The sequence below is a fragment of the Atlantibacter hermannii genome, from assembly GCF_009907385.1.
Lineage (GTDB): Bacteria > Pseudomonadota > Gammaproteobacteria > Enterobacterales > Enterobacteriaceae > Atlantibacter > Atlantibacter hermannii_A.
This window is the reverse complement of sequence record NZ_JAAATR010000036.1, coordinates 17,379-30,816: the sequence shown is the minus strand read 5'-3', so window position 1 is coordinate 30,816 and position 13,438 is coordinate 17,379. Positions and strand designations below refer to the sequence as shown.

Genomic DNA, 13,438 nt, shown 5'->3' with positions numbered 1-13,438 from the left:
CCTCATCAGATAACTTACCGGCATTGCAAACGGGATAATTCCCCTCGTCTGCCCGCTGGGCTGGTAACAATAACCGAAATGCTGACACATCCAGCCGTGGATGTCTGCCCCCGCGTAACCGTCCAGCCCAACGGCGGCGGCAGGGCCTGAGGCTCAACCTGCTGAGCGGCGATTCGCCACAGTTCCCGATACTGCCATAACGACTGGAAACTTAACGTTAAACCCCGGTGATACCCCATCAATGCTGAGATCACGACACCATAAAGCACCAGCGCCACCAGGACTTCCGTCAGACTAAACCCGGCGTCTTTGCGCGTTGTCAGGGAAGCTGGCATAAGGTTGCCTCGCTTAAGGGACAGCTGTCGATCCAACCATTTGCAGGGAAAGCCAGGGTTGCCCCCTGTTTGCCCCAGCGCCACAGGGTAATTGGCTGACGATCGCTCATCCCCTGTGCCGCCAGCAGCACATCGCCTTTTTGCCCGGCTTTAAGGCACGCCCGCCAGCCTGTTGCCTGCATGGTCTGGCATTGCCATTCGCCGGTGGGTTGCCAGTGTAACGTCGTTCCCCATGCCTGAGCAGATAGCGCCGCGTTAAAGGCGCGGATGGCATCGCGCTCATTCATCAGCAGAGGCGTCTGGGCGCGCAAATGCTGGTCAAGCCCGTACAGGAGCCCACCGCCTAATACCAGTAGCATCATCACCATAGCGATGGATGAAAATCCGCTTTGCCTGTTCACTGGTTATACCCGACGACCTGTTGGACGACGTTCAGGCTACGCGTCGGATCCTGCGCCATAGCCGCTGAGAGAGAAATGGTGATTAACGGTTTTTGCCCCGTTCGGGCAATGTACGCCACAGTAAAATCGTCAATCCTGAACTGCCCGGGATCGGTCAACCGCTCCCAACCTTTGCCAGCGCACTGTGAGGCGCCACGCTGGATCTCGAGGCTTTTATCCCGCAGTCGATAACCGGTTTGTTCAGGCTCTGAGGCAGTGGCACCCTCCCATTTACCATTGTGATTAGCGTCCCACTGCACAATCAGACAGTGGCCGTCGTCACGTATTTCCATCCCTTTGCCGGCGCATTCGCCGTGACAGTATCCCGCCCGCTGCGCCTGCTTAGCGATGCCGAAAGCCAGTTGCCATAAATCTTCCCGCATCAGGTTTAACCGGGATTGCTGTAGTACCGCGCGCTGAAGCGACGGCAACAACCGCATCGTTCCGATCATCAGAATACTGCTTAGCGACATCGCCACTAACACTTCAATCAGCGAAAAACCTCGTGGAGCTAACATACCGCCTCCCTTGAAATATTGCAGGCGCGAATGCGGCCCCAGGCGGAAACGATGATTTTCCATTCGCCGCTGTCGTTACGCAGCCGGATATGCCCCGGCCAGGCGGTATTGCGCAGGCCAAAAAATCCTAAACCCGGGGTGATCTCTGTAAGCTGGACGTCTGACGCTGTGATTGCGATTTGCCAGGGAGAGCGCTGTTCGCAGGTTGCCTGCTCCGCTGTCTTACTGCCCATGCACCACGCCTCGCCTCTCTGGTGAGTCCATAACAAATGGTCGCGGTTATGCCAGTTAGCGTCTTCCCGCAAGAAGGTGAGAAAATCCCTTACCTGAAGCGCGGCTTCACGCAGTTGTTGCTGCTGCTTCCAGTCGCGCCAGCTATAAATGCCCGCGCCAGCCAACGCAGTGACAATAACCATCACCACCATCATTTCCATTAGCGTAAATCCACGAGTGCGTATTTTCATGGCGGCACAATGCCAGAAAAAATGCGCGCCGATGAGCGCCAAAAAACGCAATGACGAGATATGCCGAAGGGTTTTAAGCTGACTTGCAGTCTGTTGCAGAGGATCGGGAAGCTGTCGCGCAGGGTGGACTTTCAGGCGAAAAAAACCGACGCATGGCGCGTCGGTTATGGCAGAGTGCGGTTAAATCGCGACGGGCGCTTTAATGCCAGGATGCGGGTCGTAACCTTCGATGTCGAAATCCTCGAAACGGTAATCAAACAGCGATTCCGGCTTACGTTTGATGATCAGCTTCGGCAGCGCGCGCGGTTCACGCGTAAGTTGCAGATGCGTTTGCTCGAGGTGATTGCTGTACAGGTGCGTGTCGCCGCCGGTCCAGACGAAATCACCCACGTCCAGATCGCACTGCTGCGCGACCATATGCACCAGCAAGGCATAGCTGGCGATATTAAATGGCAAACCAAGGAACACATCGCATGAACGCTGATAAAGCTGGCAGGAAAGTTTACCCTCCGCCACGTAGAACTGGAAAAACGCGTGACAAGGCGCCAGCGCCATTTTATCCAGTTCCCCGACGTTCCAGGCGGAGACAATAATGCGCCGCGAGTCTGGATCGTTTTTCAACTGGTTCATTACGTTGGCGATCTGGTCGATATGACGGCCATCCGGCGTTGGCCAGGCGCGCCACTGTTTGCCGTATACCGGCCCCAGATTGCCGTTCTCATCGGCCCACTCATCCCAAATGGAGACGTTATTCTCGTGCAGGTACGCGACGTTGGTATCGCCTTTTAAGAACCACAGCAGTTCATGAATGATGGAGCGCAAATGGCAACGCTTGGTGGTCACCAGCGGGAAACCTTCCCGGAGGTTAAAACGCATCTGGTGGCCGAAGATGGACAGCGTGCCCGTTCCGGTGCGATCGTTTTTTTGAGCGCCCTCGTCGAGGACCTTTTTCATCAATTCAAGATATTGTTTCATGGTTCGTTACGATACCTGTTGCTGCGGGCGACGGCGATAAGCCCAAACCATCATCGCGATGCCTGCGACAATCATCGGGATGGAAAGGATCTGGCCCATACTGATGTACTGCACCCAGGCGCCGGTAAACTGCGCATCTGGCTGGCGGAAAAATTCAACAATGATACGAAACGCGCCGTAGCCAATCAGGAACAGGCCGGAGACAGCCCCCATCGGACGCGGTTTGCGAATAAACACGTTGAGGATAATAAACAGCACGATACCTTCCAGCACCATCTCATACAGCTGAGAAGGGTGACGCGGCAGAACGCCGTAGGTATTGAAAAGCGACTGCCATTCCGGATGGGTGGCAAGCAGCGCGATGTCTTCGCCGCGTGAGCCGGGGAACAGCATCGCGAACGGGAAGCTCGGGTCGACGCGGCCCCACAGTTCGCCGTTGATGAAGTTGCCTAAACGCCCTGCGCCCAGGCCAAACGGGATCAGCGGCGCAATAAAATCGGCAACCTGGAAGAAGGTGCGTTTAGTGCGGCGCGCAAACCAAATCATCACGCAGATCACGCCGATCAGCCCGCCGTGGAAGGACATCCCACCGTCCCAGACTTTGAACAGATACAGCGGGTTATCAAGAAACAGCGGCATATTGTAGAACAGCACGTAGCCGATACGGCCGCCGAGGAATACACCAAGAAAACCGGCGTATAACAGGTTTTCGACTTCATTTTTAGTCCAGCCGCTGCCGGGACGGTTGGCGCGGCGGATCGCCAGCCACATGGCAAACACAAATCCTACCAGGTACATCATGCCGTACCAGTGGAGGGAAAGCGGTCCTACGGAAAAGATTACCGGATCGATATCGGGAAAATGCAGATACCCACTGTTCATAGTCATCATAACTCGTTGTTAATGCCGCTAAATTCAGAATGCGGGCTCAATGATGCACCCGATAAGGGGCGCTCCCAAAGCAGCGAAGCATAGCATAAACGCCGGGCGGCTTGCCGTTGGGTTGATGTAAAAGATATGTAAGAAGCGGTATTACAAACCGCCGCGTATCAGGCCGCCCATGCCCCGACGCTCCATAAATGCCGCGACCTGATGGCGCACTTCCGTCGCTAACTGCGCGTCAAGGCTACGTCTGGCGAGGGTTTGCGCCTCTTCCTGGGTAATATGGCGCAGCAGGTATTTTACCCGCGCGACCGAACGACCGTTCATAGAAAGATGGCGGAAACCTAAACCCACCAACAACGCCACGCACATGGGGTCGCCCGCCATTTCGCCACACAGGCAGAGGTCAATACAATAACGCTGCGCTTCGCTGGCAATCATGCTCAGCGCCCGCAGCATCGCGGGATGCAGGCTGTCATACAGGTTCGCGACGCGGGTATTGTTGCGATCCACCGCCAGCAGGTACTGCGTCAGGTCGTTAGTGCCAACAGAGATAAAATCGATGCGGTTGGTTAAGTGCGGCAGCATAAAGACCATGGACGGCACTTCCACCATCACGCCGAGGCGCGGGCGGGGAATGGTATAGCCCAGCATCTCTTCCACTTCGCGGCCGGCACGCTCAATCAGACGGCGCGCTTCATCCACCTCGTCAATGCTGGTGACCATCGGCAGCAGGATATTAAGGTTGCCGGTGGCGGCATTGGCGCGCAGCATCGCCCTCACCTGCACCAGAAATATTTCCGGCTGATCGAGAGTAATGCGGATGCCGCGCCAGCCCAGACAGGGGTTTTCTTCGCTGATAGGCATGTAGGGCAGTTGCTTGTCCGCGCCGATATCCAGGGTACGCAGCGTGACCGGCTTATCGTTAAACATCTGCAACATGCCCTGATATTGCGCAACCTGCTCCTCTTCTGAGGGGAAGCCGCTTTGCAACATAAAGGGAATTTCGGTGCGATAAAGCCCGATTCCGTCGATACGGCTCCCGAGTTTTTCTTCGTGCTCCGGACTTAACCCGGCGTTGAGCATAATCTGGACGCGTTCACCGCTTTTCAGCGCGGCAGGTTGGTCAACGTCGTCTTCCGCCAGGCGGCTGAGTTCGTTCTCTTCACTGACCAGCCGCTGATATTCCTGTAATAATACCGGTTCAGGATCGACTAACAGTTCGCCGCGATAGCCATCCACCACCAGCATACGGGCATGCAGCACGGCAGGCTGGATATCCGCGCCCATCACGGTAGGAATACCCAGCGCACGCACCATAATGGCGGCATGAGAGTTAGCTGCGCCGTCACGCACCACCACGCCCGCTAAACGATCCTGGGGAAGTTCCGCCAGCGTGGTCGCGGAGAGTTCATCCGCGACCAGAATAAAGCGTTCCGGCCAGGTATTCGGCCCCTGAATAGTATCGTCGAGGTGAAACAGCAACCGCTGGCCCAGCGCACGTAAATCGCCGGCGCGCTCTTTGAGGTAGTTGTCGCTTAATGCGGCAAACTGCTCGGCAAATTTCTCGATAACTTTTTTGACCGCCCACTCCGCCACCGAACCTTTGGTGACTTCTTCGAACAGTTCCCGGCGCAACCGTGGGTCGGAAAGCAAGTGTGAGTAAAGGTCGAAAATTGCCGCCGTCTCTTTTTGCGCGCTGGCGGCGTAGCGCTTGCTGTAGCGCCGGAACTCGCCGGAAGCTTCTTCAAGAGCGAAAGTCAGACGTTCACGCTCCAGACCGGGATCCAGCGTGGAGGCTTCAGACACTTGCTCAATTAACGGAACGGTGGAGTCCATCCAGCCAGGCGCGACGGCAACGCCAGGGGCGGCGGCAAGCGCACGGATGCGGGTCTGGCGGTACTGGCCAAACAGCGCGGTGAGCTGACTCTGGGAAAGAATCGCCGCCATCTGGGTGGCGAGCGTCACCAGGAAGGATTCTTCGCTTTCATCATACTGGCGCAGCTCACGCTGCTGAACCACCAGTACGCCAAGCAACTGGCGGCGCTGAATAATCGGCACGCCGAGAAAAGCGCGGAAGCGCTCTTCTTTCACGGCGGGAACATATTTAAAGCTGGGATGTTTTTGCGCGTCTGCCAGGTTGATCGGCTCAGCAAGCCGCCCGACAAGGCCGACGATGCCTTCGTCAAAAGCCAGCGTGACCGTGCGGCCGCGCGGCTTTTTCAGCCCCCGTGTTGCCATCAGGTAGTAGCAGCGACGATCGTTATCCGCCAGGTAAACGGAACACACTTCGGTGTCCATTGCCAGGCAAACGTCATTCACCAGGATATTCAGCGCTTCATTCAATCGCGGTGCGCTGGCTACCTTTTCAACTATTTCTCGCAACTGGGTCAGCATAGGCGTGTGGCTTAACCTCTTTTTCGTCGATAAGCAGGCGCGTGATGGCGCACTGGCGCTGCTTCCTGCAAGGCCATAACTACGCTGGCAAACTCTTTCATGACTCGACGATACACATCGCGCTTAAAGGAGACTACCTGACGCACCGGATACCAATAACTAACCCAACGCCACCCGTCAAACTCAGGCGTACTGCTGGTCTGCATATTGATATCGGCATCATTGCTTATCAATTGCAGAAGAAACCATTTTTGCTTCTGGCCGATACAAACCGGCTTTGTGTCCCAACGCACCAAACGTTTCGGTAATTTATAACGCAACCAGTTTCGGGTTGTCGCGAGGATCCTGACGTCTTTTCGCTGTAATCCGACCTCTTCGAAAAGTTCACGGTACATGGCCTGCTCTGCCGACTCGCCGGGGTTAATGCCACCCTGCGGAAATTGCCAGGAGTGTTGGCCGAAGCGTCTCGCCCACATGACCTGTCCCTGACGATTACAAATTACGATACCAACATTTGGGCGGTAGCCATCATCATCGATCACCGGACTACCTCGATAAAAAACAAAATATCATCGATTGTTTCACACTCCTGAAAAACGGTAAACCACTATCCTGACGGGGCGCAAAGGTATAACAATTGAATAACTCACAAAAAAAGTCGAGGTTATAAACAGGCTGCCGCTATTACGGGGAATTTTATTCACTTTTTCTGTGGATATCATTGTGAAGAAGTAACGGGTTTCCCAGGGAAAACTCCGAATAACCTCTTACCGCTTGTCGCGAACTTGCCAGGCATTCCCACATATTTCATTCACTTAACCTGACTATTGTTGATGATGCCTTGTAATGCGTGATCTACGTCACAAGGTTGATCCTTATTATGTTTAAAGATCGAACAACGTCGTTTTTATCCACAGTTTGTGCCCTTTACTTAAGCGTAAATTGTTCAAAAACTCGATATTGCTCGCACGTCAAGCCTGTAAATTGAAACAGTATTAAGCAGTTTTATCAGTTATCCCATTTTTCTGTGGATAACATGGTGTAAGATCCTGTTTATTGTCAGTGACCTAATTTGGAAAACCCATTTACGCCTGCGATTTTTACCCATGAATATGCTTTATTTCGTCTTTTAAATCATTAGGTTAATATCGCTGCGCTGAAACTTTTTTCCGCTGTGTATAAGCGGCTTCGCCGCAGTACATTTTTTAACCAAAGGAAGTTTTATGATCGCTCCGCTGTCGGGTCCGCCAGAAAATGAAAACCAGTTGTTAAGCCAGGCGCAGGCGCTGGCAGGCTATACGTTGAGCGAACTGGCCGCCCTGGCGCGCATACCCATGCCTGGTGATTTACGTCGCGATAAAGGCTGGATTGGCGTATTGCTGGAACGCTGGCTGGGCGCAACGGCGGGCAGTAAACCCGAGCAGGACTTCGCAGCGCTGGGCGTAGAGCTTAAAACGATTCCCATTGACCGCTATGGACGCCCGCTGGAAACTACCTTCGTCTGCGTGGCGCCGCTGACTGGCAACACCGGCGTGGTATGGGAGACCAGCCACGTACGCCATAAGCTGAAACGCGTGTTGTGGGTGCCGGTAGAAGGCGAACGCAGCCTGCCGCTGGCGGCGCGGCGCGTTGGCTCGCCGCTGCTGTGGAGCCCTTCGCCCGCTGAAGAAGAACAGTTGCGTCTCGACTGGGAAGAGTTAATGGATTTGATTGTGCTGGGTCAGGTGGAACGTATTACCGCCCGGCATGGTGAAGTCTTGCAGCTTCGTCCAAAAGCGGCGAACAGCAAAGCATTAACGGAAGCGATTGGGATGAACGGCGAGCCGATTGTGACGTTGCCGCGCGGTTTTTATCTGAAGAAAAATTTCACCGCTGCGCTGCTGGCGCGCCATTTTTTATTGTGATCCTCCCCGCCAAAACTGATTTTTTGCGCCACGCCATCCCCCGTGGCTACGTATATCTGTTACCCGGCCTCAACTTTAGTTGCAGTTTTTAAGACTTACCTGCTGTTTTCCTCCACTTTTTCCCGCTATTACTAAAGGGACATCACACCAATTTATACGAGGCGCATAACAATGAAGAAATGGGCTGTAGCAATTTCTGCTGTCGGTTTGGCATTCGCCGTATCAGGGTGTAGCAGCGATTACGTCATGGCAACCAAAGATGGCCGCATGATCCTGACGGAAGGAAAGCCGCAGGTGGATGACGACACTGGCCTGGTCAGTTATCGCGATATCCAGGGCAATGAGATGCAGATTAACCGCAACGAGGTTTCTCAAATCATTGAACGTTGAAGTTAAAAAGGTCAGCTAACGCTGGCCTTCGTTTTTTTAGCCCGCACTCTTCCCCTTTTGTTTCCCCTCTGCCATGTTTATATCCCCCATAACCACAATAAAAGGTAAGCGGCTATGCAATATCACCGTATTCCCCACAGCTCGCTGGAAATCAGCACCCTGGGGGTGGGAACCATGACGTTTGGTGAACAAAATAGTGAAGCCGACGCCTGGGAACAGCTCGATTACGCCGTCAGCCAGGGCATTAATTTAATCGATGTGGCAGAGATGTATCCGGTGCCGCCGCGCCCGGAAACCCAGGGCCTCACGGAAACCTACGTGGGCAACTGGCTGAATAAACGCGGTTTACGCGACAAACTGGTTCTCGCGACAAAAGTCAGCGGGCCGCCGCGTGCCGGCGATGCGGGCATCCGCCCCGATCAGGCGCTGGATCGCAAAAATATCCGTAACGCGCTGGACGCCAGCCTGAAGCGCCTTCAGACCGATTATATTGATTTATACCAGGTTCACTGGCCGCAGCGCGCCACCAACTGCTTTGGCAAGCTGGGCTATAGCTGGAGCGACAGCGCGCCGGCGATCACAATTCTGGAAACGCTTGAAGCGTTAACGGAATTCCAGCGTGCCGGCAAGATCCGCTATATCGGCGTTTCTAACGAAACGCCCTGGGGCGTGATGCGCTATCTGCATCTGGCGGAAAAACACGATCTGCCGCGCATCGTCACTATCCAGAATCCCTACAGCCTGCTGAACCGCAGCTTTGAAGTGGGTCTGGCGGAAGTGAGCCAGTATGAAGGTGTTGAACTGCTGGCCTACTCCTGCCTCGGGTTCGGTACCCTGACCGGCAAATACCTTAACGGGGCGAAGCCCGCTGGCGCGCGCAACACCCTGTTCAGCCGCTTTACCCGTTACAGCAGCGAACAGGCGCAGCATGCCGTTGCCGCCTATGTTGAGATTGCGAAGCGCCATAATCTCGACCCGGCTCAGATGGCGCTGGCTTTTGTTCGCCAGCAGCATTTTGTTGCCAGCACGCTGCTGGGCGCCACCACTCTGGATCAGTTGAAAGCGAACGTTGAGAGCCTGAACGTGACGCTGGATGAGGCGGTGCTGGCTGAACTGGAAGCCGTTCATCAGCGCTATACCTACCCTTCGCCATAAAAATTAAGGGGCGGATATCCGCCCCTTGTCTTATATCTTCTGACGCAGTTGCCAGAGCCACAGCCCGGCGATCGCCAGCGCAAACAGCACGCCAAATCCTGTACCGATACCCACGACTGGCACGCCGACTTTCACCGCCAGCGAGTACAGACCGAGCATTAACAGCATGGCGCTGTTTTCGCCCAGGTTTTGCACCGCAATGGCATTGCCTGCGCCGACCGAACGTTTACCACGATCCTGAAGCAAGGCATTCAGGGGCACCACGAAAAAGCCGCCGAAAATCCCCAGCAGCATCAACAGCAGATAGGCCGGGAGCGGCGTTTGCTGAACGGCAAACGCGACAACCGCCACGCCGATTAAGATCCCGGCAGGCATACAGCGGGATACCGTTTCCAGCGTCACCAGCTTCGCCGCCGCGCCAGCTCCCACCACGATCCCGACAGCGACCATGGCGTTAAGATAGGTTGGCGTTGCGTTATCGGTGATACCCAACGCCACCGGCACCCACAGCACCAGCAAAAAGCGCAACGTAACGCCCGCCCCCCAGAACAGACTGGTCCCCACCAGCGTGAAGCGGGTTTCGCCGTTGTTCCACAGCTGCCGACAGGCGGCAAAAAACTGCCGGATCAGGGTGATAAGGTTCCAGGATTGCCCCGGACGCGCCGCCGCCAGTTTTGGGATATACAGGTTCGCTACCACCGCGCCCGCATAAAACAGCGCGCATACGCCGAGCGCTGCGCCGATGTGCCAGTCCGCCAGCACGCCGCCCGCTACCGACCCCATCAGGATAGCCGCAATGGTGGATGACTCCATCAGCCCGTTGGCTTTGACTAATTTATCACCGGTCGTGATTTCCCCCAGGATGCCGTATTTTGCAGGGGAATAGGCCGCCGCGCCAACGCCCACCAGGGTATAACCGACAAAGGGATTGAAACCGGTGGCGATAACCAGCGCGCCGATTAATTTCAGGCTGTTGGCTACCATCATCACCCGCCCTTTGGCGAAGCTGTCGGCAAACTGCCCGACAAACGGCGCGAACAGGATGTACGCCGCGACAAACACCATCTGCAGTACCGGCTGGCTCCAGTCCGGATAAAACTGGGCCTTCAGCACCGCCAGGGTGGCGAACAGCAAAGCGTTATCGGCGAAGGCGGACAGGAACTGGGCGGCGATAACCGCCATCATTCCACGCGAGCGCAGCGAAGTATCGGCAATGTCATGCATTCTGCTGTTCCTGTTCAACCATGCCTTTAAGGGTCACAAAATCAGGTTTGCCGCTGCCCAGTACCGGCAACTGTTTCACGACGCGGATATCGCGCGGCACCGCCAGCTCCGGTATACCATGCGCACGGGCGTATTGCTGCAAGGCGTCGCGCGTTAAGTCACTATCGGTCGTAAACAGCACCAGCGCTTCGCCTTTACTGGCATCCTGTTTTATCACGGTTGCATGAAGCTTTTCTGGCGAAACCCCGGTCGCCATCTGTTCCACCATCTCCAGCGAAACCATCTCCCCGGCGATTTTGGCAAAGCGTTTGGCACGGCCCTGAATCTGACAGAACCCTTGCTCGTCGAAGGCAACAATATCCCCGGTGTCATACCAGCCTGGCTCCAGCTCGCCCCGGGCGTTTTCCGCCGCGGGCGCTTCCAGCACGCCGGGGTTTTCGACCCGCAGGTAGCCCTTCATGATGTTCGGCCCTTTCAGTTGCAGCCGCCCGCCCTGTTCGATGCCCGGCACTTCAAGCAGGCGCGCGTCCATACCCGGCAAGATACGCCCGACGGTGTGAGGTTTTGCCGCCATCGGCACGTTAATCGATACCACCGGCGCGCACTCCGTGACGCCATAACCTTCCAGAATCCGCAGACCAAATTTGTCCTGCCAGATTTGCCGGGTGCTTTCCTGGAGTTTCTCCGCGCCTGCAACTACGTAGCGCACCCGGAAGAAATCATAGGGGTTGGCGAAACGGGCGTAGTTGCCGAGGAAGGTTGAGGTCCCGAACAGCACCGTACAGTTACGGTCATAAACCAGTTCGGGAACGATGCGGTAATGCAGCGGGCTGGGATAGAGAAACACTTCCGCACCGGTAAACAGCGGCGTAAACAGCCCGACGGTCAGGCCAAACGAGTGAAACAGCGGCAGCGCCGACATAAACCGATCCTTCGCAGTGAAGTCGGCAATCGTGCGAATCTGTTCAACATTCGCCAGCAGGCTTTTATGGCTGTGCACCACGCCTTTCGGATTGCCTTCAGAGCCTGAGGTAAACAGCACCATCGCGGCGTCTTCCGGCTCCTGTTTCACCTGCGCCAGACGCGGCATCAATACGCGGGAAAAGATCCACAGTTTATCCGCGCCCGTCACGTCGCCCTTGAGATCTTCGAGGAATACCCAGCGCACCTGAGTCAGCTGTTCCGGTAAATGCCACAGCTTGCCTTTATCAAGGAACTTGCGCGAGGTAAACACGGTTTTGATTTGCGCGGCGGTGATGGCGCTGCTTAACCCTTTAACGCCCGCGGTGTAGTTCATCATCGCCGGGATGCGCCCGCGCACTGTTGCGCCGAGGATCACCGCCGCGCTGATGGCGGCATTAGGCAACATTAGCCCGATGGTTTCACGCGGCGCGCTGTATTTTTCCAGAATGCGCGCCACAAACAGCGTTTTAGTCAACAGGCCGCGATAGCTGTCAGGGTTGAAATTAATATCTTCGATGCAGTTTTTGCCTGCGCCATAACGGTACTTCGCCGCCAGAAAAGCCTCGTACAGCGTCTCGCGCGGGCGCGCCGCCATACGCGCTTCCATCATGATCTGATGCAGCATCTCACCGGCAATTTTGCGGCGATCCCGGGCGCGCGGCGCCTGCGGCATTTCCAGCGTCGTCGGCGGCAGAATATGAATATTGATGGTGGGGAACAGGCGCTGTTTTACCAGGCCTTTCAGGCGGCTGAAAAAGGTCAGTTCCGCGCCTTCGATACGGATTGGGACGACTGTCGCCTGAGATTTTGCCGCGACAAACCCCGCGCCCTCGTAGATTTTCATCAGCGAGCCGGTCACCGTCAGGCGGCCTTCCGGGAAAATCACCACCGGCCTGCCCTGCTCAATCAGGCGTACCAGATATTTCACCGACATCGGTTTGGTCGGGTCCAGCGGAACAAAATCAATCAGCGATTTTAACCAACGCATGTACCACCGTTGGCTTATGGAAGTGTAAACCGCAAAAACCGGGCGGCCCGGCAGAAACAACGCCAGCAGGATACCGTCAATAAACGAGACGTGATTAGGGGTAATCAGGACGCGGGGCGCGTTCAGCGAACGCGTGTCGCCATGAAGCCTGACCCGGAACAAAATGCGACATAACGCGCGAAAAAAACCGAAAAGCATCTCAACTCCCTTTGCGTTAGCAATGAAAAATGGATATTTGCGGGCAGATTACACGAGATAACTCAGGTTGCGTTAGTGTAGCAGGGATAAAAAAAAACCTGCGCGTCTGCGCAGGTTGGTGCAAGCATTAGAACGGAATTCTCACCAATCAATACCTCTGGGTTTGTTAATTCTGAAGCCCACAGCGCCGCTACGCCACGAGAAATACGCAAGGGAGATTGTTGAAGTGAAACCAGGTGTGTAAAAGCTCGCGGGGTGTAACAGATTGGCTGAGGCAAAAAAAAACCTGCGCATCCGCGCAGGTTGGTGTAATTCAAGTGAGCAGCAAATATGTTGCTAACTCCACCTATCAATACCTCTGGGAGAGCTACTGTATCAAGCGCGCGAATTAAGCCGCCAGCAGCCAATCGCAACAGCCTACGGCAAAGTGTAACTAAAGGTTTTAACAGACATTATTCCTGCCGTTTCGGTTACAAATACCGGTATTAATCTGTGTCCCCCCCTGGCGAGCCCGCACGGATTTTTCGACCGATTTGCGACGTTGCCATCAGCGGCGGCCTTGTGTCCGCGCCGGTTTTCCGTAAAACTTAACCTTGTGTAAACGC

Annotated in this window: 13 protein-coding genes; 3 read left to right on the top strand and 10 right to left on the bottom strand. The window is 55.4% G+C overall.

Going from position 1 to position 13,438, the window contains the following annotated elements:
• Positions 1 to 14: 14 nt before the first annotated feature.
• From GV764_RS11270 to rppH, 8 genes are all read right to left on the bottom strand, one after another.
• Positions 15 to 335 carry a prepilin-type N-terminal cleavage/methylation domain-containing protein gene (locus tag GV764_RS11270; protein ID WP_161660248.1) on the bottom strand — a complete coding sequence of 107 codons (321 nt, stop codon included), beginning with the start codon at positions 333 to 335 and terminating at the stop codon, positions 15 to 17.
• The gene (locus GV764_RS11265; RefSeq protein ID WP_328515165.1) at positions 320 to 736 is read right to left on the bottom strand and encodes a DUF2509 family protein; all 417 of its coding nucleotides are present in this window, start codon (positions 734 to 736) and stop codon (positions 320 to 322) included. Before GV764_RS11265 ends, GV764_RS11270 begins: the two co-directional genes overlap by 16 nt.
• Entirely contained in the window at positions 733 to 1,293 is a 561-nt protein-coding gene (locus GV764_RS11260; protein ID WP_161660247.1) for a prepilin peptidase-dependent protein, read from the bottom strand. Before GV764_RS11260 ends, GV764_RS11265 begins: the two co-directional genes overlap by 4 nt.
• Positions 1,287 to 1,757, bottom strand: a complete 471-nt coding sequence (locus GV764_RS11255; protein WP_161660246.1) for a prepilin peptidase-dependent protein — start codon at positions 1,755 to 1,757, stop codon at positions 1,287 to 1,289. The genes GV764_RS11260 and GV764_RS11255 overlap by 7 nt, the downstream gene beginning before the upstream one ends.
• Positions 1,758 to 1,937: 180 nt before the next feature.
• Positions 1,938 to 2,732, bottom strand: a complete 795-nt coding sequence (gene thyA / locus GV764_RS11250; RefSeq protein WP_161660245.1) for a thymidylate synthase — start codon at positions 2,730 to 2,732, stop codon at positions 1,938 to 1,940.
• A 6-nt stretch (positions 2,733 to 2,738) separates the two neighbouring features.
• Positions 2,739 to 3,614 carry a prolipoprotein diacylglyceryl transferase gene (gene lgt, locus GV764_RS11245; RefSeq protein ID WP_161660315.1) on the bottom strand — a complete coding sequence of 292 codons (876 nt, stop codon included), beginning with the start codon at positions 3,612 to 3,614 and terminating at the stop codon, positions 2,739 to 2,741.
• Between the two features lie 150 nt (positions 3,615 to 3,764).
• Positions 3,765 to 6,011, bottom strand: coding sequence for a phosphoenolpyruvate--protein phosphotransferase (gene ptsP / locus GV764_RS11240; RefSeq protein WP_161660244.1), 2,247 nt, complete (start codon positions 6,009 to 6,011; stop codon positions 3,765 to 3,767).
• A gap of 11 nt (positions 6,012 to 6,022) precedes the next feature.
• The gene (rppH, locus tag GV764_RS11235) at positions 6,023 to 6,553 is read right to left on the bottom strand and encodes an RNA pyrophosphohydrolase (protein WP_161660243.1); all 531 of its coding nucleotides are present in this window, start codon (positions 6,551 to 6,553) and stop codon (positions 6,023 to 6,025) included.
• A 681-nt stretch (positions 6,554 to 7,234) separates the two neighbouring features.
• Here rppH and mutH point away from each other — a divergent pair.
• The 3 genes from mutH to GV764_RS11220 all read left to right on the top strand — a co-directional run bounded on the left by mutH (position 7,235) and on the right by GV764_RS11220 (position 9,460).
• On the top strand, positions 7,235 to 7,915 hold the full coding sequence (gene mutH / locus GV764_RS11230) for a DNA mismatch repair endonuclease MutH (RefSeq protein WP_161660242.1): 681 nt from the start codon (positions 7,235 to 7,237) through the stop codon (positions 7,913 to 7,915).
• A 171-nt stretch (positions 7,916 to 8,086) separates the two neighbouring features.
• Complete coding sequence (locus tag GV764_RS11225; RefSeq protein WP_125295294.1) at positions 8,087 to 8,305, top strand: YgdI/YgdR family lipoprotein; 219 nt, start codon at positions 8,087 to 8,089, stop codon at positions 8,303 to 8,305.
• A gap of 114 nt (positions 8,306 to 8,419) precedes the next feature.
• Positions 8,420 to 9,460, top strand: a complete 1,041-nt coding sequence (locus GV764_RS11220; RefSeq protein WP_161660241.1) for an NADP(H)-dependent aldo-keto reductase — start codon at positions 8,420 to 8,422, stop codon at positions 9,458 to 9,460.
• A gap of 30 nt (positions 9,461 to 9,490) precedes the next feature.
• On the opposite strand, the gene lplT is transcribed toward GV764_RS11220, so the two are convergent.
• Complete coding sequence (gene lplT / locus GV764_RS11215; RefSeq protein ID WP_161660240.1) at positions 9,491 to 10,684, bottom strand: lysophospholipid transporter LplT; 1,194 nt, start codon at positions 10,682 to 10,684, stop codon at positions 9,491 to 9,493.
• On the bottom strand, positions 10,677 to 12,833 hold the full coding sequence (gene aas, locus GV764_RS11210) for a bifunctional acyl-ACP--phospholipid O-acyltransferase/long-chain-fatty-acid--ACP ligase (RefSeq protein ID WP_161660239.1): 2,157 nt from the start codon (positions 12,831 to 12,833) through the stop codon (positions 10,677 to 10,679). The genes lplT and aas overlap by 8 nt, the downstream gene beginning before the upstream one ends.
• Positions 12,834 to 13,438: the final 605 nt, after the last annotated feature.